At 70.1% G+C, this 23,109-nt stretch carries 19 protein-coding genes, 1 pseudogene and 1 riboswitch; of the genes and pseudogenes, 13 read left to right on the top strand and 7 right to left on the bottom strand.

Annotated elements, in window-relative coordinates; all coding sequences use genetic code 11:
• Window positions 1-49 precede the first annotated feature (49 nt).
• Window positions 50-1,262 (top strand): annotated as a pseudogene (locus AB0903_RS18120) (efflux RND transporter permease subunit); the annotation flags it as partial.
• Window positions 1,263-1,368: 106 nt separating this feature from the next.
• Here AB0903_RS18120 and nadA read toward each other — a convergent pair.
• Complete coding sequence (gene nadA / locus AB0903_RS18115) at window positions 1,369-2,565, bottom strand: quinolinate synthase NadA (protein ID WP_366703853.1); 1,197 nt, start codon at window positions 2,563-2,565, stop codon at window positions 1,369-1,371.
• Between the two features lie 248 nt (window positions 2,566-2,813).
• Between nadA and AB0903_RS18110 the strand changes: the two genes are divergently transcribed.
• On the top strand, window positions 2,814-3,170 hold the full coding sequence (locus AB0903_RS18110) for an iron-sulfur cluster assembly accessory protein (protein ID WP_005318559.1): 357 nt from the start codon (window positions 2,814-2,816) through the stop codon (window positions 3,168-3,170).
• Window positions 3,171-3,259: 89 nt separating this feature from the next.
• Here the strand turns inward: AB0903_RS18110 and AB0903_RS18105 are convergent, their stop codons facing one another.
• The gene (locus tag AB0903_RS18105) at window positions 3,260-4,732 is read right to left on the bottom strand and encodes a hypothetical protein (RefSeq protein ID WP_366703852.1); all 1,473 of its coding nucleotides are present in this window, start codon (window positions 4,730-4,732) and stop codon (window positions 3,260-3,262) included.
• Between the two features lie 104 nt (window positions 4,733-4,836).
• Window positions 4,837-5,058, bottom strand: coding sequence for a hypothetical protein (locus tag AB0903_RS18100; RefSeq protein WP_366703892.1), 222 nt, complete (start codon window positions 5,056-5,058; stop codon window positions 4,837-4,839).
• Window positions 5,059-5,191: 133 nt separating this feature from the next.
• On the opposite strand from AB0903_RS18100, the gene AB0903_RS18095 reads away from it, so the two are divergent.
• Window positions 5,192-6,166, top strand: coding sequence for a carbohydrate kinase family protein (locus AB0903_RS18095; protein WP_366703850.1), 975 nt, complete (start codon window positions 5,192-5,194; stop codon window positions 6,164-6,166).
• Window positions 6,167-6,413: 247 nt separating this feature from the next.
• Here the strand turns inward: AB0903_RS18095 and AB0903_RS18090 are convergent, their stop codons facing one another.
• The gene (locus tag AB0903_RS18090; RefSeq protein ID WP_366703848.1) at window positions 6,414-7,844 is read right to left on the bottom strand and encodes an aminotransferase class V-fold PLP-dependent enzyme; all 1,431 of its coding nucleotides are present in this window, start codon (window positions 7,842-7,844) and stop codon (window positions 6,414-6,416) included.
• Between the two features lie 329 nt (window positions 7,845-8,173).
• On the opposite strand from AB0903_RS18090, the gene coxB reads away from it, so the two are divergent.
• From coxB to AB0903_RS18070, 4 genes are all read left to right on the top strand, one after another.
• Window positions 8,174-9,121 carry a cytochrome c oxidase subunit II gene (gene coxB / locus AB0903_RS18085; protein ID WP_366703890.1) on the top strand — a complete coding sequence of 316 codons (948 nt, stop codon included), beginning with the start codon at window positions 8,174-8,176 and terminating at the stop codon, window positions 9,119-9,121.
• Window positions 9,118-10,857: a cytochrome c oxidase subunit I gene (gene ctaD / locus AB0903_RS18080; protein ID WP_366703846.1), complete on the top strand. Its 1,740-nt coding sequence runs from the start codon at window positions 9,118-9,120 to the stop codon at window positions 10,855-10,857. Before coxB ends, ctaD begins: the two co-directional genes overlap by 4 nt.
• Window positions 10,854-11,252 carry a cytochrome c oxidase subunit 4 gene (locus AB0903_RS18075; protein WP_366703844.1) on the top strand — a complete coding sequence of 133 codons (399 nt, stop codon included), beginning with the start codon at window positions 10,854-10,856 and terminating at the stop codon, window positions 11,250-11,252. The genes ctaD and AB0903_RS18075 overlap by 4 nt, the downstream gene beginning before the upstream one ends.
• 141 nt (window positions 11,253-11,393) lie before the next feature.
• Complete coding sequence (locus AB0903_RS18070) at window positions 11,394-12,650, top strand: Ig-like domain-containing protein (protein ID WP_366703842.1); 1,257 nt, start codon at window positions 11,394-11,396, stop codon at window positions 12,648-12,650.
• Window positions 12,651-12,667: 17 nt separating this feature from the next.
• Here the strand turns inward: AB0903_RS18070 and AB0903_RS18065 are convergent, their stop codons facing one another.
• Entirely contained in the window at window positions 12,668-13,069 is a 402-nt protein-coding gene (locus tag AB0903_RS18065) for a hypothetical protein (RefSeq protein WP_366703840.1), read from the bottom strand.
• A gap of 182 nt (window positions 13,070-13,251) precedes the next feature.
• On the opposite strand from AB0903_RS18065, the gene AB0903_RS18060 reads away from it, so the two are divergent.
• The 6 genes from AB0903_RS18060 (at window position 13,252) to AB0903_RS18035 (ending at window position 20,468) form a co-directional block, all read left to right on the top strand.
• Window positions 13,252-13,872, top strand: a complete 621-nt coding sequence (locus AB0903_RS18060; protein ID WP_366703838.1) for a heme-copper oxidase subunit III — start codon at window positions 13,252-13,254, stop codon at window positions 13,870-13,872.
• Between the two features lie 92 nt (window positions 13,873-13,964).
• Window positions 13,965-14,774: a c-type cytochrome gene (locus AB0903_RS18055; RefSeq protein WP_366703836.1), complete on the top strand. Its 810-nt coding sequence runs from the start codon at window positions 13,965-13,967 to the stop codon at window positions 14,772-14,774.
• Window positions 14,771-15,850, top strand: coding sequence for a Rieske 2Fe-2S domain-containing protein (locus AB0903_RS18050; protein WP_366703834.1), 1,080 nt, complete (start codon window positions 14,771-14,773; stop codon window positions 15,848-15,850). Before AB0903_RS18055 ends, AB0903_RS18050 begins: the two co-directional genes overlap by 4 nt.
• Window positions 15,847-17,472 (top strand): cytochrome bc complex cytochrome b subunit, encoded by a 1,626-nt coding sequence (locus AB0903_RS18045; RefSeq protein ID WP_366703832.1) that lies wholly within the window; start codon window positions 15,847-15,849, stop codon window positions 17,470-17,472. The genes AB0903_RS18050 and AB0903_RS18045 overlap by 4 nt, the downstream gene beginning before the upstream one ends.
• A gap of 154 nt (window positions 17,473-17,626) precedes the next feature.
• Window positions 17,627-18,691, top strand: coding sequence for an anthranilate phosphoribosyltransferase (gene trpD, locus AB0903_RS18040; protein WP_366703830.1), 1,065 nt, complete (start codon window positions 17,627-17,629; stop codon window positions 18,689-18,691).
• A 76-nt stretch (window positions 18,692-18,767) separates the two neighbouring features.
• Window positions 18,768-18,885, top strand: a riboswitch (SAM riboswitch).
• A 191-nt stretch (window positions 18,886-19,076) separates the two neighbouring features.
• Window positions 19,077-20,468 carry an aminotransferase class V-fold PLP-dependent enzyme gene (locus AB0903_RS18035; RefSeq protein ID WP_366703828.1) on the top strand — a complete coding sequence of 464 codons (1,392 nt, stop codon included), beginning with the start codon at window positions 19,077-19,079 and terminating at the stop codon, window positions 20,466-20,468.
• Between the two features lies 1 nt (window position 20,469).
• On the opposite strand, the gene AB0903_RS18030 is transcribed toward AB0903_RS18035, so the two are convergent.
• Both AB0903_RS18030 and AB0903_RS18025 read right to left on the bottom strand, forming a co-directional pair.
• Window positions 20,470-21,630, bottom strand: a complete 1,161-nt coding sequence (locus tag AB0903_RS18030; protein ID WP_366703826.1) for a glycerate kinase — start codon at window positions 21,628-21,630, stop codon at window positions 20,470-20,472.
• Window positions 21,627-23,057, bottom strand: a complete 1,431-nt coding sequence (locus AB0903_RS18025) for an SLC13 family permease (protein ID WP_366703824.1) — start codon at window positions 23,055-23,057, stop codon at window positions 21,627-21,629. Before AB0903_RS18025 ends, AB0903_RS18030 begins: the two co-directional genes overlap by 4 nt.
• Window positions 23,058-23,109: the final 52 nt, after the last annotated feature.

Genomic DNA, 23,109 nt, shown 5'->3' with positions numbered 1-23,109 from the left:
AGGCGGGCGCCTGTGCCCGTCCCCGCGCAAGCCACAGGAGAGAGACCCCATGTCCTGGCTGTCGAAGTTCAGCCTGTCGCAACGGGCCCTGACAGGGCTGATGCCCATCGTCGCGATCGTCTTCGGCGCGATCGCCGTCCCCCAGCTCGAGCAGCAGCTGCTGCCGTCGATCGAGCTTCCGATGGTGTCCGTGCCCGCCCCGTACCAGGGGGCCTCCCCCGACGTCGTCGAGAAGCAGGTCGTCGAACCGCTCGAGTCGGCTATCAAGGCCGTCGACGGCATCAAGGGCACAACCTCCACGCCGAGCGAGGGCAACGCCGTCATCACGGCGAGCTTCGACTACGGGAACGGTGGCAGCTCGTCGCCGACGTCCAGCAGGCCGTGAACCGCGCCCGTGTCCAACTGCCCGACGCGGTCGACCCGCAGGTCGTCACCGGATCGACGGACGACATCCCGGCCGTCGTGCTGGCCGTCACCTCGGACAAGGACCAGCAGGCCCTGGCCGACCAGTTGGAGCGGACCGTCGTCCCCGCACCGGAGGACATCGACGGCGTGGGCCAGGTCTCCGTCGAAGGCGTCCAGGACCTCCAGGTCTCTCCGTCACTCCCGACGACAGGAAGCTCGCGGCGGCCGGTCTGAACACCGCGGCGATCGCGGAGGCCCTGCGGACGGGCGGCGTGACGGTGCCGGCGGGCTCGTTCTCCGAGGGCGGCAGGAGCCGCACCGTGCGGGTCGGCGGCGGTTTCACGGAGCTGAAGCAGATCGAGGACCTGCGGATCGTGCCCGCGCCGGGTGAGGGCGGCGAGCCGGTACGCCTCGGCGACATCGCGACCGTCGAGCAGACCGAGTCCACCCGGGTCTCCCTGACCCGTACCAACGGCAGGCCCAGCCTCGCGGTCTTCGCCACCATGGACGGCGACGGCAGCGCCGTCGCCATCTCGGACGCGGTCCAGGACAAGCTGCCGGACCTGCGCGCAGAGCTGGGCACGGGCGCCGAGCTCACCGTCGTCTCCGACCAGGGCCCGGCCGTCTCGAAATCGATCTCGGGTCTGACCACCGAGGGCGCGCTCGGCCTGGTCTTCGCCGTCATCGTGATCCTGGTCTTCCTCGCCTCCCTGCGCGCGACGCTGGTGACGGCGGTGTCCATCCCGCTGTCGGTCCTCCTCGCGCTGATCGTGCTGTGGACCCGTGACCTGTCGCTCAACATGCTCACCCTCGGCGCGCTGACCATCGCCGTGGGCCGGGTCGTCGACGACTCGATCGGCCCAGGCTCCCGCCTGACGTCCCTCCGGGCCCGCCGCCCCGGAGGGCGTGTACGTGAAGGGGCGCCCCGCCGTGTGGTCCGGCGGGGCGCCCCTTCACGTACGGCTACGGCAGCGCCAGCATCCGTTCCAGGGCGAGCTTCGCGAAGCTCTCCGTCTCCTTGTCGACCTCGATCCGGTTGACCGGGTTGCCCTCGGCCAGCGACTCCAGCGCCCACACCAGGTGCGGCAGGTCGATCCGGTTCATCGTCGAGCAGAAGCAGACCGTCTTGTCGAGGAAGACGATCTCCTTGCCCTGGTCGGCGAAGCGGTTCGCCAGGCGGCGGACCAGGTTGAGCTCGGTGCCGATCGCCCACTTCGAGCCGGCCGGGGCCGCCTCCAGCGTGTTGATGATGTACTCGGTCGAACCCACGTAGTCCGCGGCGGCGACGACCTCGTGCCTGCACTCCGGGTGCACCAGGACGTTCACGCCCGGGATGCGCTCACGCACGTCGTTGACCGAGTCCAGCGAGAACCGGCCGTGCACCGAGCAGTGACCGCGCCACAGGATCATCTTGGCGGCGCGGAGCTCCTCGGAGGTCAGCCCGCCGTTCGGCTTGTGGGGGTTGTAGAGCACGCAGTCGTCGAGGGACATGCCCATGTCGCGGACGGCGGTGTTGCGGCCCAGGTGCTGGTCGGGCAGGAAAAGAACCTTCTCGCCCTGCTCGAACGCCCAGTCCAGCGCGCGCTTGGCGTTCGACGACGTACAGATCGTGCCGCCGTGCTTGCCGGTGAAAGCCTTGATGTCGGCGGAGGAGTTCATGTACGAGACGGGCACGACCTGCTCGGCGACGCCGGCCTCGGTCAGCACGTCCCAGCACTCGGCGACCTGCTCGGCCGTGGCCATGTCGGCCATCGAGCAGCCGGCCGCCAGGTCGGGCAGCACGACCTTCTGGTCGTCCGAGGTCAGGATGTCCGCCGACTCGGCCATGAAGTGCACACCGCAGAAGACGATGTACTCGGCCTCCGGCCGGGCCGCGGCGTCCTTCGCCAGCTTGAAGGAGTCACCGGTGACGTCGGCGAACTGGATGACCTCGTCACGCTGGTAGTGGTGGCCCAGGACGAAGACCTTCTCCCCGAGCTTCTCCTTGGCTGCGCGGGCGCGCTCCACCAGGTCCGGGTCGGACGGCGAGGGCAGGTCGCCGGGGCACTCCACGCCGCGCTCGCTCCGGGGGTCGGCCTCACGGCCGAGCAGCAGGAGGGCGAGCGGACTCGGCGACACGTCGAGCTCGGGGCGGGTTTGGGCGGTGGTCACGACACGCACCCTTTCTTCGTCTGACTGAGCACTTTTCGTCTATTTGACGTTATCTATCATAACCGCTTCACGTCACTTTGACGATGGCCATAGCGTCGATGTGACGCACCCCCCGTCCACAGGTCGGTGCCGCACTTCGGCGCGGTGTGCGAGCATGAAGAGACACGAAGCGCAAAAACGGGCCGGCCCGGAATGAATCCGCGGTCATGCCGGTTGCACCGTCGGCAAGCAGTCCGTACAACCCGGGAGAGAAGCAGATGTCCGTATCGGACGAGACCACCACCGTGAGCGACGGCATCCTCCTGTCCGACGCCGCCGCGGCCAAGGTCAAGGCCCTGCTGGACCAGGAAGGCCGGGACGACCTGGCGCTGCGCGTCGCGGTTCAGCCCGGCGGCTGCTCCGGCCTGCGTTACCAGCTGTTCTTCGACGAGCGCTCCCTCGACGGCGACGTCGTGAAGGACTTCGACGGCGTCAAGGTCGTCACCGACCGGATGAGCGCCCCGTATCTGGGCGGCGCCTCCATCGACTTCGTCGACACCATCGAGAAGCAGGGCTTCACCATCGACAACCCGAACGCCACGGGTTCCTGCGCCTGCGGCGACTCCTTCAGCTAGGAGTCCGACTGCTCATGCCGAAGGCGGCGGACCCGGGAGCGGGTCCGCCGCCTTCGGCATGAGCAGCCGTGGGGGCTCGGCGGGAGGGCTCAGCCCTTGCGCGGCAGCGGCTTGCCGTCGGCGTCGACGACCTCCCGGCCGTCCAGCGGCTCGTCCAGGGTCACGGACTCCGTGAGCTGCTTGGCGAGCATGATGCAGACCCGGTCCGGGTCCGGGTTGGTCTCCACGATCCGCACCTTCACCCGGTCACTCGTCTCGGTCGCCTTCGCCTCGTAGTCGCTGCACACGCCGCCCCAGAAGGTGACCGTCAGGGTCCGCCCGTCAATGCTGTACGAGATCTGCGCGGGGCCCTCCTGGCCGGCCGGGTCCTTCGACGGTTCGGACGGGGTGAGGTCCTTCGCGGGCGGCTCGGCGCTCTTGAGGAACCGCTTCTCCACCGCGGTGTGCGTCACCGTGAACGGACGGTCGCCGTCCTTCGCCGACACCTCGAACAACCACGAGGGCACCAGCGCCTGCCGCCCGTCCACATACTGCGCGGCGAGCCCGAAGACGGCCTTGCTGATCGTCCGCCGTTCCGGGGCCGCGGGGGAGTCCTCGGGCTCGCACGGAGTCTCCGGCCGCAGGTCGTCCTTGTGCGGCACCTCCCCGTGCGGCACCGGGGTGGCGCACCCGCCGATCCGCACACGGCCGCTGTCCTTGCCGGCCTCGTTCAGCTGCTCGACCGCCTCGGCGGCGGAGACCACGGGATACGTGTCGCCCTTCACCGGCTCCTGGAGCCGGCCGCCGCCGCCGACGACGGTGCCGTCCGCGCCCACCTGGATCCCGGTCGACCAGCCGTACGTGGGCAGCCCGCTCACCACCGGGTCCGCGTTCACCACCCGTACCGCGCCCATCAGCTGACCCGCGTCCAGTGCGGCGTCGCCCTGGCCGGCGGCCTTCAGCACGGGCGCCGCGGCCTTCCTGGCCTCCGCCTCGCTCACGGCGGGGCCCGGCTCGCCGGCGCCGCCGGAGGGGCACGCCCTGCCCTTCAGGCAGTTGTCGCCGCCCGGCGAAGGGACGTACCTGGCGAACGTCCAGACGCCCGGAGCCTCCTTGTTCACCTGCAGCGTCGGGCCCTGACCGTCCTTGGACGGGCCGACCTTCCACGCCGGGCCCTCCAGCCGTGGTTCCCCCGACAGGCCCAGCGCCTTCGCCAGCCGGGTCACCTCGGCCGCGGTGACCGACCCCGTCGTCCGGTGCACGGCCGCACGGTCCGGGCCGTCCGGCAGATCACCCTCGGCCCGGTAGACGACACCGCCGCCCGTCGGGTCGGGCTCGCCCGGGGCGATGCCGCCGTCGGCCACGGACCCGCTGGCGTCCAGTGCCAGCAGTGGCGGGTTCTTCCCGCCGTCCGGACCGCCCTTGGAGTCCGTGGCCTCCGCGCCCTCGCCGCCACCGAAGCCGGAGGTCGCGAAGTACGCACCGCCTCCGCCGGCCACCAGCACCGCGGCCGCCACAGAGGCGACGACCAGCGGGGAACGCCGACGCCGGGGAGTCTCCTGCGTGTTCTCCGTGCTGCTCACCGCATCGCTCCTTGTCTCATGCCTCCTGCTGCGGAGGACACGGGTGGGACGGAGCGGGGGAGCGCCTGGTTCCCTCCGTCCCGCCCCGGGCGGGGTGCGCGGCGTCAGTAGCCGTAGTCGGCCATCGCGTCCACCAGCCGCGCGGAGGCCGGCGGCACCATGACACCGTGGATGAGGGACGGGGAAACGGGCGCCGCCGCCGCGGCCGCCGGTACCACCCAGTGTGGAGCCATTCGGGCGCAGTCGACGCGAAGCTGGGCCAGACTGATCTCGGACTCCCGGGGGTCGGGCCGCAGCCGCGGCTCGAACGCGGCGGCGCTGTGCATCGTCATAGCCGAACCGTATGCACCCGGGAGTCCGGGAAAAAGCCCTACTATCGGGTAGTTTCCGCATTCGGCGGGGGCGCTTGACCCGGTAGCGTGAACTGTCACTGCCACACCGCCTCAGGAGCGCCTCACCGTGCGTATCGCAGTCACCGGCTCCATCGCCACCGACCATCTCATGACCTTCCCCGGCCGCTTCGCCGACCAGTTGGTCGCGGACCAGCTGCACACGGTCTCCCTCTCCTTCCTCGTCGACACGCTCGATGTGCGGCGCGGCGGGGTCGGGGCGAACATCTGCTTCGGCATGGGCCAGCTGGGCACCGGCCCGATCCTGGTCGGCGCGGCGGGCGCCGACTTCGACGAGTACCGCGCCTGGCTCGACCGCCACGGCGTCGACACGGCGTCCGTCCGTATCTCGGAGGTCCTGCACACCGCCCGTTTCGTGTGCACCACGGACTCCGACCACAACCAGATCGGCTCCTTCTACACGGGTGCGATGAGCGAGGCCCGCCAGATCGAGCTCAAGTCGGTCGCGGACCGCGTCGGCGGCCTCGACCTCGTCCTGATCGGAGCGGACGACCCGGAGGCGATGCTGCGGCACACCGAGGAGTGCCGCTCGCGGGGCATCCCGTTCGCCGCGGACTTCTCGCAGCAGATCGCCCGGATGAGCGGCGACGAGATCCGGATACTGCTGGACGGCGCGGCGTACCTGTTCTCCAACGAGTACGAGAAGGGGCTCATCGAGTCCAAGACCGGCTGGAGCGACGACGAGATCCTCGGCCGGGTGGGCCACCGCGTCACCACGCTCGGCGCGCGCGGCGTCCGCATCGAGTCCACCGGCACGGACCCGGTCGAGGTCGGCTGCCCCGACGAGGAGGCCAAGGTCGACCCGACCGGCGTCGGCGACGCGTTCCGCGCGGGCTTCCTCTCCGGCCTGTCGTGGGGCGTGGGCCTGGAGCGGGCGGCCCAGGTGGGCTGCATGCTGGCGACGCTGGTGATCGAGACGCTGGGCACACAGGAGTACACGCTGCGGCGCGCGCACTTCATGGAGCGCTTCACGAAGGCGTACGGCGACGAGGCGGCCTCGGAGGTCCACCAGTACCTCTCCTGACACCGGGGCGGTTTCCCCTCCCCGTCCCTTCCCGAAAACCGGGGCGGGCCCCGGGCCCGGTACCGCGCTTCGCGCGGTGCCCTCAATCGCCCGGCGGGCTGATGACACTCCGCGACATCAGCCCCGCTGCGGGCACCTTCCCCGGCCGCCGGGCCGTGGGGGAGACGAGGCGTACGGGCCCGGGGCAGAGCCCCGGTTCGGGAAGGGAAGGGAAGGGAAGGGGTCGGGGAAACGCCTGCGGCGGGTGCTACACCACCCGCCGCACCTTGTATGCCACGCCCTGCTCCGCCCCCTGTTCCCCCACGTACTCCTGCCCCCGCATCCCGCACCACGCGGGGATGTCGAGCCGCGCCGCCTCGTCGTCGGAGAGGACCGTCACCGTGCCGCCGACCGGTACGTCGCCGATGACCTTCGCCAGTTCGATCACCGGGATCGGGCAGCGCCGGCCGAGCGCGTCCACCACCAGGGATTTCGCCGGCCCGGGCGAGGGCGACGGCGAAGACGACGGCGACGACATCGGCCCTGACGACACCGGCCCCGCCGGCACCGGCGCCCCGTACCGCTCCCGTACACCCGCCACCACCCCCGGCAGCACCTCCAGGAAGCGGTCCACGTCCTCCTCCGACGTGCCGGACGGCGGCAGCGACACCCGTACGTTTCCCTCCGACAGCACGCCCATCGCCCGCAGCACATGGCTGGGGATCAGCGTGCTGCTCGTGCACGACGAGCCGGAGGAGACGGAGAAGCCGGCCCGGTCCAGCTCGTGCAGCAATGTCTCCCCGTCGACGTAGAGACAGGAGAACGTCACCACGTGCGGCAGCCGCCGTACCGGGTCGCCCACCACCTCCACATCGGGCACCAGCTCCGGCACCCGCGCCCGGATCCGGTCCACCAGGGCCCGCAGCCGTACCGCCTCGTCCGCCGCCTCCGCGCGTACGGCACGCAGCGAGGCCGCCGCCGCCACGATCGCCGGAATGTTCTCGAAGCCGGCGGACCGGCCCGACTCCCGCTCGTCCGCCGGGCCCTGCGGGGCGAACCGGACGCCCTTGCGTACGGCGAGCAGCCCGACGCCGGCCGGGCCGCCCCACTTGTGCGCGCTCGCGGTGAGCAGCGACCAGTCCGCGTCGACGGGGCCCCAGGCCAGGGACTGGGCGGCGTCCACCAGCAGCGGCACCCCCACCGCGCGGCACGCCTCCGCCACCTCCCGCACCGGCTGCTCGGTGCCCACCTCGTGGTTGGCGGACTGGAGGCACGCCAGTGCCGTGGCAGAGCCGAGTTCCGCGGCGTACGTGTCGGGGGACACCGCCCCGTGCCGGTCGACGCCGACCTCGGTCACCGAGCCGCCGGCCGCCTCCCACGCGGCAGCCGCGGTCAGGACCGCGGAGTGTTCGACGGCGGAGACGACGAGACGGCGGCCGACACGCCGACGCCCGGCCAGCGCTCCGGAGATTCCGGTGTGGATCGCCTGCGTCCCCGAAGGAGTGAAGACGAGCTCGTCGGGGCGGCATCCGACGGCCTCCGCCGCGGCCTCCCTGGCCGCGTCGAGCAGCAGCCGGGCTCGGCGGCCCTCGCGGTGGAGCCGGGCCGGGTCGGCCCAGCCCTCGTCCAGGGAGGCATGCAGGGCCTGGCGGGCGACGGGGTGCAGGGGAGCGGCGGACGCGGCATCGAAGTAGGGCACGCCGTCACGCTAACCCCCGCGGGAAGAGGGGGCGTCAGTTGCCTGCTGGAAGGGGGCATTCCGGGGCGCTCCGTACCTCACTCGAAGGGGCCGGCCATCCCTTCGGGGTGCCGGACGGCGCGTTGGGCACCCTCCCCGCGCGACCCCAAATTGCGTCCAGTAGGGTTTGGTCCGCATAAACATCCAAACCCCTGCCCGCGTCAGGGCCGGCGACCGACCAGCGAGACGGCCGCAGCCGGCCGCGCGGGCCGAGACTCTCGGGAAGGCGCTACGTGAGTCCCAACGGCTCCGACCTCCCCCACGGCCCGCAGGGCGTGGGCGGTACCCCCATGTCGCGGCGCCCGATGCGGCGGAAGCTGCCGCAGTTGCTGACTGCGGGCCTGATCCTGGCTACCGCCTCCGGTTGTTCCTACAACTGGGAGGATTTCCCCCGCCTCGGAATGCCCACGCCTGTCACGGAGGAGGCGCCGCGAATCCTCTCCCTCTGGCAGGGCTCGTGGGCGGCGGCGCTCGCCACGGGCGTCCTGGTGTGGGGCCTGATCCTGTGGAGCGTTTTCTTCCACCGGCGCACCCGCACCAAGGTGGAGATCCCTCCGCAGACCCGGTACAACATGCCCATCGAGGCCCTGTACACCGTGGTCCCGATCATCATCGTTTCGGTGTTCTTCTACTTCACCGCGCGCGACGAGTCGAAGCTCCTCCAGCTCTCCGACGAACCCGCCCACACCATCAACGTGGTCGGCTACCAGTGGAGCTGGGGCTTCAACTACATCGAGAACGTGGACGGGAACCCGGCCACCGGCGACCCGGCCGCGAACGAGGAACTCAAGGCGATCCCTCAGAGGTACGCCCAGAACTTCCCCGAAGGGGCGGAAGGCGTCTACGACGCCGGAATCCCCGGCACCCGGAACCCGCAGACCGGCAACCCGGGCCCCACGCTCTGGCTGCCCCAGGGGGAGAAGGTCCGGTTCGTCCTGACCTCGCGTGACGTCATCCACTCCTTCTGGGTGGTCCCCTTCCTGATGAAGCAGGACGTCATCCCCGGCCACACCAACGTCTTCGAGGTGACCCCCACGCGGGAGGGCACCTTCCTGGGCAAGTGCGCCGAACTCTGCGGAGTCGACCACTCCCGGATGCTCTTCAACGTCAAGGTCGTCTCCCCGGAGCGCTACCAGCAGCACCTGAAGGAGCTTGCCGAGAAGGGGCAGACCGGCTACATCCCGTCGGGTATTGAGCAGACGGACCCGGCCAGGAATGCGGAGAAGAACCAACTGTGAGCATCCTCAACGAACCCCAGGGTGCCGCCGCGGCAGATGAAGACTCGTACGAGAACGAGCTGCCAGTGCGGCGCAAGCAGCCGGGCAACGTCGTGGTGAAGTGGCTGACGACCACCGACCACAAGACGATCGGCACGCTCTACCTCGTCACGTCGTTCGTCTTCTTCTGCATCGGCGGCCTGCTGGCGCTCTTCATGCGCGCCGAGCTGGCCCGGCCGGGCACGCAGATCATGTCGAACGAGCAGTTCAACCAGGCGTTCACGATGCACGGCACGATCATGCTGCTGATGTTCGCGACGCCGCTGTTCGCCGGATTCGCGAACTGGATCATGCCGCTGCAGATCGGCGCGCCGGACGTGGCGTTCCCGCGGCTGAACATGTTCGCGTACTGGCTGTACCTCTTCGGCTCGCTGATCGCGGTGGCCGGCTTCCTCACCCCGCAGGGCGCCGCCGACTTCGGTTGGTTCGCCTACTCACCGCTGTCGGACGCGGTCCGTTCGCCGGGTGTCGGCGCCGATATGTGGATCATGGGTCTGGCCTTCTCCGGCTTCGGCACGATCCTCGGCTCGGTCAACTTCATCACCACGATCATCTGCATGCGCGCTCCGGGCATGACGATGTTCCGGATGCCGATCTTCACCTGGAACGTCCTGCTGACCGGTGTGCTGGTCCTGCTGGCCTTCCCGGTCCTGGCGGCCGCGCTGTTCGCCCTGGAGTCGGACCGCAAGTTCGGGTCGCACATCTTCGACGCGTCCAACGGCGGCGCACTGCTGTGGCAGCACCTCTTCTGGTTCTTCGGCCATCCAGAGGTGTACATCATCGCGCTGCCGTTCTTCGGCATCGTCTCGGAGATCATCCCGGTCTTCTCCCGCAAGCCGATGTTCGGTTACATCGGTCTGATCGGTGCGACGATCGCGATCGCCGGCCTGTCCGTGACGGTGTGGGCGCACCACATGTACGTCACCGGCGGAGTCCTACTACCGTTCTTCTCCTTCATGACGTTCCTCATCGCCGTACCGACGGGCGTGAAGTTCTTCAACTGGATCGGCACGATGTGGAAGGGCTCCCTGTCTTTCGAGACACCGATGCTGTGGACCATCGGCTTCCTGGTCACCTTCACCTTCGGTGGCCTGACGGGCGTCATCCTGGCCTCGCCGCCGCTGGACTTCCACGTCTCGGACTCGTACTTCGTCGTCGCGCACTTCCACTACGTCGTCTTCGGCACCGTGGTCTTCGCGATGTTCGCCGGATTCCACTACTGGTGGCCGAAGTTCACCGGCAAGATGCTGGACGAGCGGCTCGGAAAGATCACCTTCTGGACGCTGTTCATCGGCTTCCACGGCACCTTCCTGGTGCAGCACTGGCTGGGCGCGGAAGGCATGCCGCGGCGTTACGCGGACTACCTCGCCGCCGACGGCTTCACCGCGCTGAACACGATCTCCACGATCGCCTCGTTCCTGCTCGGAGCGTCGATCCTGCCCTTCATGTACAACGTCTGGAAGACGGCGAAGTACGGCAGGAAGATCGAGGTCGACGACCCGTGGGGCTACGGCCGTTCGCTCGAGTGGGCGACGTCCTGCCCGCCGCCGCGGCACAACTTCCTCACCCTGCCGCGTATCCGCAGTGAATCGCCGGCGTTCGACCTGCACCACCCGGAGATCGCCGCTCTCGACGAGCTCGAGCACGGTGGCCACGGCGCCGGTGTGCTGGTCGGTGGCAAGGAGGAGAGCAAGTGAAGATCCAGGGACGGATGTTCCTCTGGCTGAGCGTCTTCATTCTGGCCGTCGCCATCCTGTACGGCGTCTGGTCGAAGGAGCCGGTCGGCACCACCGCTCTCTTCCTGTCCTTCGGCCTGACCGTCATGGTCGGCTACTACCTGGCCTTCACGGCCCGGCGAGTGGACGCCATGGCGCAGGACGACAAGGAAGCCGACGTGGCCGACGAGGCCGGCGAGGTGGGGTTCTTCTCCCCGCACAGCTGGCAGCCGCTCGCGCTGGGTATCGGCGGTGCGCTCGCCTTCCTCGGCGTGGCGATCGGCTGGTGGCTGCTGTACTTCTCGCTGCCGCTGCTCCTGGTCGGCCTCTTCGGCTGGGTGTTCGAGTACTACCGCGGTGAGAGCCAGAACCAGTAGTAGTACCGCCTGAGCGGAACAGCAGAACAACGCGACACGAGCGACGGGCCCGGATCACCTCACTCCAGTGAGGTGATCCGGGCCCACTCGTTCGGAGTCATCCCGCGCGCCGCGGCTGACAATCCTTCATACCGTGTGCTTATGAACCACACGCCTCGTATCCGTGCCGTCAGCTGCATCGCGCTGGTCGTCTCCCTCGGTGTGGTCGCGACCGCCTGCGGCGAACCGGACCGGCACCCCCTGTCGGCCGCGCCGTACGACGCGGCGCGGCAGGTGAGCCTCAACGCCGCGTCGGGAGCCACGAAGGTGGACCCCGACAAGCCGCTCGAGGTCACCTCCAAGGGTGACGGAGGCCGGATCACCGACGTCACCGTCATGGACGGCGCGGGTCACTACGTGGCGGGCGAACTCGCCGCCGACGGCGTGCGCTGGCGCTCCACCGCCCCGCTGGCGGCCGGCGTGAAGTACACCGTCCGGGTCTCCACGGAGGACGACGAAGGCGCTCCGGGCGTGCGCACGCTCTTCTTCGAGACGGCACCCGCCAAGACCTTCCTGACCGCGGAGTTCGGCCCGGAGGCGGGCACCTACGGAGTCGGGCAGCCCATCACGGCCAAGCTCAGCCACGCGGTCGGTGAAGGCAAGGGCAGGGCGGTGGTCGAACGCGCCATGAAGGTCACCTCGAAGCCCGCGGTGGAGGGCGCCTGGCACTGGGTCGACGACAAGACCCTGCACTACCGGCCCCGGGAGTACTGGCCCACCGGGACCACCGTGAACGTCACCAGCAACCTCCGGGGCGTCAAGGTCGCCGGCAAGCTCTACGGCGGCCCCTCCAAGCCGTTGAAGATCACCATAGGGGACCGTCTCGAAGCCGTCGCCGACGCCGAGGCGCACACCATGACGGTGAAGCGCAACGGAGAAGTGATCAAAACCATGCCGGTGACCACCGGCAAGCCCGGCTTCGAGACCCGCAACGGCATCAAGGTCGTGCTGGCCAAACAGCAGTTCGTGCGGATGCGCAGCACCAGCATCGGCATCGCGGAAGGAAGCTCCGAGTCGTACGACCTGCCCGTCTACTGGGCGACGCGGATCACGTGGAGCGGCGAGTACGTCCACGCCGCGCCCTGGTCGGTCGGCTCGCAGGGCTACGCGAACGTCAGCCACGGCTGCGTCGGGATGTCCATGAGCAATGCCGAATGGTTCTTCAAGACCGTCCGCGAGGGTGACGTCGTCGAGGTCGTCAACAGTTACGGCGACATGATGGACACGTTCGGGAACGGCTTCGGAGACTGGAACCTGTCCTGGGACAAGTGGCGCGAGGGCAGTGCCCTGGTCCCCGGCTCCGAGGCGTCGAACGGCAACGTCACCGCCGTGACCGCCAGGCTGCGGCCCACGGTTTGAGGGCCGGGGCAGCGCGGTCAGGCTCCGATGGAGAGGCGGGCGCGCAGCAGGGCCGCGAGGGACGCCGCGAACTCCACCGGGTCCACCGGCAGCGTCACCGCCGCCTCCGCGCGGCTCCAGGTGGCCAGCCAGGCGTCCTGCGGGCGGCCGATCAGCAGGAGCACGGGCGGGCAGTCGAAGACCTCGTCCTTGATCTGCCGGCACACGCCCATCCCGCCCGCCGGAACCGTCTCGCCGTCCAGCACGCAGACGTCGATGCCGCCCTCTTCCAGGGCCTTCAGGACCGCGGGCAGGGTCGCGCATTCCACGAACCGCACCGGCGGAACGTCGGCGGCGGGCCGGCGCCCCGCTGCCAGCCTGACCTGCTCGCGGGTGTTCGAGTCGTCGCTGTAGACCAGGACCGTGGCGCTCGACTGCATGATTCCTCCGCACTCGTTCGATCAGGCTTGTTGCGCCGGATGCTACTCCGTCCCACTGCCTGTCAGCACCGGTTCTGACACGGCTTCGCTGGGCCGTCCGGCCCCGCCGGAAGGTCCCGTTGAGGGGCGGAACACTCCGAACGGCACCCCCCGGAGTGAGGGCGGGATAAGCGACCGACATAATGTCGGTCGTGGCGACAGCAACGACAGTAGAAACCGGGCACGCGCACCCGTCGGTCAATCGGCCGAACCTCACCAGCGTCGGAACCATCGTCTGGCTCAGTTCCGAGCTGATGTTCTTCGCGGCCCTATTCGCGATGTACTTCACTCTGCGATCGGTGATGGGTGCCGAGTACTGGGCAGAGAAAGCCGATGCGCTGAACTTCCCGTTCGCGGCGACGAACACCACGATCCTGGTGCTCTCCTCCCTCACATGCCAGCTCGGCGTCTTCGCCGCCGAGCGAGGCGATGTGAAGAAGCTGCGCACCTGGTTCATCATCACGTTCGTGATGGGTGCCATCTTCATCGGCGGTCAGGTCTTCGAGTACACCGAGCTGGTCAAGCACGAGGGGCTCTCCCTCTCGTCCGACCCGTACGGCTCGGCGTTCTACCTGACCACCGGTTTCCACGGCCTGCACGTGACGGGCGGACTCATCGCCTTCCTGCTGGTCCTGGCAAGGACCTACGCGGCCCGGAGATTCACCCACGAGCAGGCAACCGCCGCCATCGTCGTGTCCTATTACTGGCACTTCGTCGATGTCGTCTGGATCGGCCTCTTCGCCACGATCTACATGATCAAGTAACCGGCGCGAGCGGTCCGTCCCGAGCGGGCGCCGCCTGAAGCAGACACAGTCCAGAAGCACCGACGCAGAAGATCCTGACACCGGGGTAATCCGTGAAAAAGCTCTCCGCACGACGACGCCATCCGCTGGCGGCGGTCGTCGTCCTACTCCTCGCGCTGGCGGCCACTGGGGGGCTGTACGCCGCGTTCGCACCCGCGGACAAGGCGCAGGCCGACACGACCGCCCAGTCCCTCGCCATCAAGGAGGGGCAGAAGCTCTACACCGTGGGCTGCGCAAGCTGCCACGGAACCGGCGGTCAGGGCACCTCAGACGGCCCGTCCCTGGTCGGTGTCGGCTCCGCCGCCGTCGACTTCCAGGTCGGTACGGGGCGCATGCCCGCCCAGCAGCCCGGCGCTCAGGTGCCCGAAAAGCCGGTCGTGTACTCGCAGGCCGAGATCGACCAGCTCGCGGCGTACATCGCCTCCCTCGGCGCCGGCCCGATCACGCCGACCGAGGAGGAGTACAGCCCCGAGGGCGCGGACATCGCCAACGGTGGCGAACTGTTCCGCAACAACTGCGCCCAGTGCCACAACTTCACCGGTGAGGGCGGCGCGCTCACCGACGGGAAGTTCGCTCCGAGCCTGGAGGGCGTCAGCCCGAAGCACCTGTACGAGGCCATGCAGACCGGCCCGCAGAACATGCCCTCCTTCCCCGACTCCACGATGCCCGGGCAGCAGAAGCGGGACATCATCGCGTACGTCAAGACCGTGAACGGCGAGGACACGCCGACCCCCGGCGGCTTCGGCCTGGGCGGGCTCGGCCCCGTCAGTGAGGGTCTGTTCGGCTGGATCTTCGGTCTCGGTTCGCTGATCGCTGTTGCCGTCTGGGTCGCGGCCCACACCGCTAAGGCCAAGAAGTCATGAGTAGCCAAGACATTCCAGAAGAGAACCTGCCCGCAGAGCAGGGCGCCGCGCACGACGCGGCACACGGTGGCAGCACCGCCGTCGCCCAGCGCCACGGCGAGGATCCGTTCGCCGACCCGGGGCTGCCGGCCCACAAGCCGCGCATCCAGGACATCGACGAGCGGGCCGCCAAGCGTTCCGAACGCACCGTGGCCTTGCTGTTCACGCTGTCGATGCTCTCGACGATCGGCTTCATCGCCTCGTTCGTGATCTTCCCGGTCGACAAGATCGTCTACATCTGGCCGTTCGGGCACGTCAGCGCGCTCAACTTCTCGCTGGGTGTGACGCTGGGCCTCGCGCTGTTCTGCATCGGGGCCGGTGCCGTCCACTGGGCGCGCACCCTGATGTCCGACGTGGAGGTCGCCGACGACCGTCACCCGATCGAGGCCGCGCCCGAGGTCAAGGCCAAGGTCATGGCCGACTTCGCGGACGGTGCCAGGGAGTCCGCGATCGGGCGGCGCAAGCTGATCCGCAACACCATGTTCGGTGCGCTGGCCATGGTGCCGCTCTCCGGCGTCGTGCTGCTGCGCGATCTCGGCCCGCTGCCCGAGAACAAGCTCCGCACCACCCTGTGGGCCAGGGGCAAGCAGCTCATCAACATGAACACCAATGAGCCGCTGCGTCCCGAGGACGTCGCCGTGGGTTCGCTGACCTTCGTCATGCCCGAGGGCCTGAAGGAGGACGACCACAACTTCAACACCGAGATCGCCAAGGCGGCCGTGATGATCGTCCGGATCCAGCCGGAGGACATCAAGGACCAGCGCGAGCTCGAGTGGTCCTACGAGGGCATCGTGGCGTACTCGAAGATCTGCACCCACGTCGGCTGCCCGGTCAGCCTGTACGAGCAGCAGACGCACCACGTCCTCTGCCCGTGCCACCAGTCCACCTTCGACCTCTCCGACGGCGCCCGCGTCATCTTCGGTCCGGCCGGTCACCCGCTTCCGCAGCTGCGGATCGGTGTGAACGCCGAGGGCAACCTCGAGGCGCTCGGCGACTTCGAAGAGCCCGTCGGTCCTGCCTTCTGGGAGCGCGGATGAGTACACAGACGGATACACGGAAGAAGGCGCCCGCCGGCGAGCGGGTGGCCGACTGGGCCGACGGCCGACTGGGGATCTACTCCCTGGCCAAGGCCAACATGCGGAAGATCTTCCCGGACCACTGGTCCTTCATGCTGGGTGAGATCGCGCTCTACAGCTTCATCATCATCATCCTCACGGGTGTGTACCTGACGCTGTTCTTCCACCCGAGCATGAACGAGATCGAGTACCACGGCTCGTACGTGCCGATGCAGGGCATCCGCATGACCGAGGCGTACGCCTCGACGCTGGACATCAGCTTCGACGTCCGCGGTGGTCTGCTCATCCGGCAGATCCACCACTGGGCCGCGCTGATCTTCCTCGCCGCGATGTTCGTGCACATGATGCGCGTGTTCTTCACCGGCGCGTTCCGCAAGCCGCGTGAGATCAACTGGCTGTTCGGTTTCCTGCTCTTCGTCCTCGGCATGTTCACCGGTTTCACCGGTTACTCGCTCCCCGACGACCTGCTCTCCGGCACCGGTGTCCGCTTCACGCAGGGCGCGATCCTGGCGACGCCGATCGTCGGCACCTACATCTCGATGTTCCTGTTCGGCGGCGAGTTCCCCGGCCACGACATGGTGGCGCGGTTCTACTCGATCCACATCCTGCTGCTGCCGGGCATCATGCTCGGCCTCGTGGTGGCCCACCTGATCCTGGTCTTCTACCACAAGCACACGCAGTTCGCGGGCGCCGGACGTACGAACAAGAACGTCGTCGGCATGCCGCTGCTGCCGGTCTACATGGCCAAGGCCGGAGGCTTCTTCTTCCTGGTCTTCGGTGTCATCGCGCTGATCGCCGGCATGTTCACGATCAACCCGGTGTGGGCGCTCGGCCCGTACCGGCCGGACATGGTGTCCACCGGCGCCCAGCCCGACTGGTACATGGGCTTCGCGGAGGGCCTGGTCCGAGTGATGCCGGGCTGGGAGATCAACCTCTGGGGCCACACTCTGGTCCTGGGCGTGTTCATCCCGCTGGTCCTCTTCGGTGTGATGCTCGCCGCGCTCGCGGTGTACCCGTTCATCGAGTCGTGGATCACCGGTGACAAGCGCGAGCACCACATCCTGGACCGGCCGCGCAACGCTCCGACGCGTACCGCGCTGGGCGTCGCCTGGGTGACCGCCTATGTGATCATGCTGCTGGGTGGCGGAAACGACATCTTCGCGACGCACTTCCATCTGTCGATCAACGCGATCACCTGGTTCGTGCGCATCACGTTCTTCGTCGGACCGGTCCTCGCGTTCGTCATCACCAAGCGGATCTGCCTGGGTCTGCAGCGGCGCGACAAGGACAAGGTGCTGCACGGACGCGAGTCCGGCATCATCAAGCGGCTGCCGCACGGTGAGTTCGTCGAGGTCCACGAGCCGCTGTCGCAGGCCGACCTGCACAAGCTGACCGCGCACGAGCAGTACAAGCCCGCCGAGATCGGCCCGGCGGTCGACGAGAACGGCGTGCGCCGCAAGGTCAAGCGCACCGAGAAGCTGCGCGCCAAGCTCAGCAGGGGCTACTACGGCGGGGACAACCAGATTCCCAAGCCGACGACCGAGGAGTACAAGGAGATCACCAGCGGCCACGGCCACCACTGATCCCCGACCCGCACGTCGCCACGGCGCCGGGCCCCGTCCACTCGATGGACGGGGCCCTTCGCCGTGTCCGAGGGCTGGATAGGGTGGACCCATCCCGCCCCCTGCGGTCCGGCGGCCGTGGGGGGAGCCGAGCTGTGGACCCCAGGAGCGGACCATGAACGTTGTGACCCCGGCAGGCGGCGACAGCGTGGCGGCACACTCCTGGCCCGGCGTGCTGAACGCCCTTCTCGACAACCGCGACCAGGGCGCGGACGCCACCGCGTGGGCCATGGACCGGATCCTCAGCGGAGAGGCGACCGACGCCCAGATCGCCGGTTTCGCGGTGGCCCTGCGGGCCAAGGGCGAGACCGTCGAGGAGATCTCCGGTCTGGTGCGGACGATGTACGAGCACGCCAATCTCATCGAGGTGCCCGGCAGATGCGTCGACATCGTCGGCACCGGCGGCGACGGTGCGAAGACCGTCAACATCTCCACCATGTCGGCGATCGTGGTCGCCGGTACGGGTGCCAAGGTCGTCAAGCACGGCAACCGCGCCGCATCCTCCGCGAGCGGCGCGTCCGACGTCCTGGAGAAGCTCGGCGTCAATCTGGAGCTGACCCCGCAGCGGGTCGCGGAGGTGGCCGAGCAGGCGGGCATCACCTTCTGCTTCGCCGTGAAGTTCCATCCGGCGCTGCGGCACGTCGCCGCCGCCCGCAAGGAACTCGGCATCCGCACGACGTTCAACTTCCTCGGCCCGCTCACCAATCCGGCGCGGGTCGGGGCCCAGGCCACCGGCGTGGCCGACGCCAGGATGGCACCGATCATGGCCGGAGTGCTGGCCGAGCGGGGCTCGTCCGCCCTGGTCTTCCGGGGTGACGACGGCCTCGACGAGCTGACCACGACGGCCACCTCCCGGGTGTGGGTCGTCCGGGACGGCGCCGTGCGCGAGGAGACCTTCGATCCGCGCGACGTCGGCATCGACCTCGTGCCCGTCGAGGCGCTGCGCGGCGCGGACGCCTCGTACAACGCGGACGTGGCGCGCCGGCTGCTGGCGGGCGAGACCGGTCCCGTACGCGACGCGGTGCTCCTCAACGCGGCGGCCGCGCTGGCCGCGCTGGAGCAGGCGGACGGCACGCTGAACGAGCAGCTGGCGGCCGGGATCGCGCGCGCCGCCCGGTCGATCGACTCCGGGGACGCCAGGGCGGCGCTGGAGCGCTGGGTGGCGGCCAGCAACGCGTAGCCGTCCGCGGGGGAGCGGTCCGCATGGCGGACCTCTCCCTTGCGCTGTCCGCGACGTATGGCAGGATGCTTCCCAAGGTCATGAGTGACAGCGACTACGGCCCCGGCCCGCTGTCCGGCAACCCTCCGTCCGTGGCGGGGTGCCCCGGGTGAAGACCAGGCCGCAGGCAACAAGGTCTGCGGCAAGCGCGGACCCCCGCGGTGTCGTCGAACGCCGTGTCCCCGGGGTCCTGGTCCTCAAGGGAGCAGCCTCGTGAGCAAGCGAATGCGATAGGGCGTCCGAGCCCCTTCTTCACCATCCTCCGCACGGCGGACGCCGTGCGTCGAGGCACACCCGTATCCGGGTTCCTGAAGCCGATTCGCCTCATCCGCCGGGAGATACCGCCATGTCCGCGTACCCGAACACCGCCGAGACCGCTGCCGCCGACACCGCCGCCGGCCCGTCCCTGTGTCCCCCGCTGCCGGTCCTCGGACGGGACGTCACCGTCCCGCTCGTCACCGGCGGCGAAGTCACCTATGCCGCCCTCGACTACGCGGCCAGCGCCCCGGCGCTCCAGCGCGTCTGGGACGACGTCGCCGCGTACGCCCCGTACTACGGCAGCGTGCACCGCGGCGCAGGGTACCTCTCGCAGCTCTCCACCGACCTGTTCGAGAACAGCCGCACCCGGGTGCACGAGTTCCTCGGGTGCCGTGAGGACGACCAGGTCGTCTTCACCCGCTCCACCACCGACTCCCTCAACCTGCTCGCCGGCGCGCTCCCCGCCGGATGCCGGGTGTTCGTCTTCGAGACCGAGCACCACGCGTCGCTGCTGCCGTGGCGGGACGCCCGGGTGACGTACCTGAACGCGCCGCGTACGCACGGCGAGGCCGTCCGCACGCTGGAGCACGCACTCGCCGACCGCGACCCCCACGGCCCCGCCCTGGTGTGCGTCACCGGCGCGTCGAACGTCACCGGTGAGCTGTGGCCGGTGAAGGAACTGGCGGCGGCGGCCCACGCCCACGGTGCCCGTATCGTCCTCGACGCCGCTCAACTGGCGCCCCACCACCCGGTCTCCGTCGAGGAGCTGGACGTGGACTGGATCGCCTTCTCCGGGCACAAGCTGTACGCGCCGTTCGGTTCCGGTGTGCTCGCCGGGCGGTCGGACTGGCTGCGGGAGGCGGAGCCGTACCTCGCGGGCGGCGGTGCCTCGCGCGCGGTGGCACGGCGGGCCGACGGAGGAGTGGACGTCGAGTGGCACACCGGCGCCGCACGGCACGAGGCGGGTTCCCCGAACGTGATCGGCGTCTACTCGATCGCCTCCGCCTGCAAGGCACTCACGGAGGCCGGGTTCGACACCCTGGTCGCCCGTGAGCAGCACCTGATCGCGAAGGTCCGGACAGGACTCGCCGATGTGCCCGAGGTCAGGGTGCTGTCGTTGTTCGGCGACGACGCCCCGCGGGTCGGTGTCCTGTCCTTCGTCGTGGACGGCTGGAACAGCTCGCACTTCGCCGCCGCGCTGTCCGCCGAGTACGGCATCGGCGTACGCGACGGCCTGTTCTGCGCCCACCCGCTCGTGCGCACCCTGCTGGGCAGCGACCCGCAGGACGTCGGCGAGTGCGGCGCGCCGGAGACGGAGCCGGGGGAGAGGTCCCTGAACGCCATCCGCGTCAGCTTCGGCGCGGGCACGCCCGACGAGCACGTGGAGCGGTTCGTAGGCGCCGTGAAGGAGCTGGTCCGCGACGGCGCGCAGTGGAAGTACCGCACCGAGGACGGGCGTTGCGTGCCCGACCGGGGCTGACTCAGGCCGCCAGCCGGGTGCCCACCAGCACCATCCGCAGCGCTCGCTCCGCCGCGTCGGCGAGGAACTCGCCGGCCCGGTCCAGTGCTTCCGGCAGCGGTACGGGCGCCGGCACGATCGAGCCGTAGGCGTCGACGCCCGCCGCGGTGACCTCGTGGACGCCCTGGCCGAGCGTGCCGGCGAGCGCCAGCACCGGCACTCCTGCGGCGCGCGCCCGGTGCGCGACCTCGGCCGGGATCTTGCCGCGTACGGTCTGGCCGTCCAGCGCGCCCTCCGCGGTGATCACCAGGTCGGCGCGGGCCAGCCGGGTGTCCAGGTCGACGTGGTCCAGCAGCACGTCGAAGCGGGGCAGCAGCCGGGCGCCGAGCGCGGCGAGCCCGGCGCCGAGACCGCCCGACGCGCCGGTGCCCGGGGCGCCGCGCAGATCGACCGCGGCCGGCAGTGCGGCGGCGAGGCGGGCCGCCCAGTGCTCGAGGGCCGCCGACAACTCCTCGACCTGGGCGGGGGTCGCGCCCTTCTGGGGGCTGAAGACACGGGCGACGCCGAGCGGTCCGCACAGCACGTTGTACGGGTTGCAGGCGACGAGGACCTCGGCCGCGGCGACCCGCGGATCGATGCCGCCGGTGTCGATCCGTGCCAGGCGCCGCAACTCCCTCCCGCCCGGGGGCAGCTCGGTCCCCTCGGTGTCCAGCAGCCGCACGCCGAGGGCCTGCAGCGCGCCGGCCCCGCCGTCGGAGGTGCCGGAGTCGCCGCAGCCGACCAGGATCCTGTGCGCGCCGGCGTCCAGCGCTGCCCGGATCAGCTCGCCCACCCCGTACGTGGTGGTGGCGCCCGGGTCGCGGCGGCCCGGCGGCACCAGGGCGAGACCGGCGACGGCCGCCATCTCGACGACCGCGGTGCCGTCGCCCAGCAGCGCGAAGTGCGTGGGCACCGGGTTGCCGAGCGGGCCGGTCGCGACACGCGGCACGAGCCGGCCGCCGGTCGCGGCCGCCAGCGCCTCGGCCGTACCCTCCCCGCCGTCCACCAGCGGGATCAGGTCGATGTCGGCGTCCGGCGCGGCCCTGCGCAGGCCCTCCGCGATCGACTCGGCGGCCTCACGGGCGGTCAGCGACTCCTTGAAACCGCTGGGCGCGACGGCGATGCGGTACGGGGCACGGGTCATGGCCGGGTCTCCAGAAGAACGGGCACGCCGAGCAGCGGCCAGACGGTGAGGGCGAACAGCAGCACCACGGCGGCGCTGAGCGGCGCGAGCAGTGCGGACAGCCACAGCAGATCGCGCGGGGTGAACGTGGGCACACCGTCGGGCGGGTCGGAGAAGAGCGTGACCGGCTTGGCGGAGGCGGGCAGCGTGTGGCAGAACCCGGCCGCGGCGGTGGAGGCGAGCGCCGCGGAGACCGGGTTGACCCCGGCACCGGCGGCCGCGGCCACCACCAGCGGGACGAGGACGGCGGAGCGCGCGGAACGCGACTGCAGGACCAGATGGGCGGCCGTGCCGACCACCACGGTCACCGCGAGGAACAGCCACGCGGGCAGACCGTCCGGCAGCCGTCCCACCAGCCACCCGGCGGCGCCCGAGTCGGCCAGCGCCACTCCCATCGCGGCCGTCGCGGCCATGAAGAGCAGCAGCGGCCACGGCACGGTCCGCAGTCCGTCCTTCAGCCGTACGGTCCCGAGAGCGGGCGATGCCGCCACGACCGCGCCGATCAGCGCGACCACGGCCGGCGGCACCCCGTGCAGCGGTTCGCTGCACCACAGGGCCACCACCGTGCCCAGCAACATCACGCACCGGCTCTCCGCGGTCGTCAGCGCACCGGTCACCGGAGTGGGGGAGTGCTCCTGGAGCAGCTCGGGCGTGATCTTCACCGGCGCGCGCCGCTCCGCCCGTGGGGTCGTCGTCAACAGGACCGCCTCCGCGGCCAGATGGGACGAGACGACTGCCAGCGGCAGCCCCAGCAGCAGCCATTCGACGAAGCCGAGCCGCTCACCGGTCTGCTCCCACAGCACGCTGACCGTGATCAGATGCGCACCCGCGCCGATGAGGGTCGCGACGGCGGACAGCAGCACGACCGTCGGGAAGAGCAGCGCCAGCATCACCACCAGCCGCCGCCGGTCGGCGAGCACCTTGGCGAGCGCGAGGAAAACCGGCATGGCCAGCGCCGCACGCCCCGAGGTGGCCGGCACGGCGAACGCGGTGACCACCAGGGCGGCGGTCGTCAGATGCACCAACTGCCGTACCGTGCGCGCCCCGCTGACGAGGAACGCCGCCGCACGGCCGGCGAGTCCGGTCCTCGCCACGGCGGCGGCGAGGACGAAGGCGCAGATCAGCAGCCAGACCGTCGCGTCGCCCAGGGTGGCGAAGAGGGTCTCGGCGCTGATCACCCCGGTCGCGGTGAGGGCGAGCCCCGCCCCGAGCGCCGTGTAGGTGTCGTCGACCGGAGCGACGGTCCAGGCGCAGGTGGCGAGCGCGAACACGGCGAGGGTGAGCCGGGCTTCACCGTTCAGCGACGGGAGGACCGTGGGGACGGCGAGCAGCGCGCAGACACTGAGCGCCGTGCACAGCCAGACCGCCTGGCGAAGGGAGAGGACCACGACGATCAGTCTGGCAGCGGGCCGTGAGCCGCGGATGAGCCGCCGATGAAGG

This window comes from Streptomyces sp. NPDC048389 (assembly GCF_040706335.1).
GTDB lineage: Bacteria > Actinomycetota > Actinomycetes > Streptomycetales > Streptomycetaceae > Streptomyces.
Note: the sequence above shows the minus strand (reverse complement) of the source record. Positions and strands in the feature narration are given on the sequence as shown.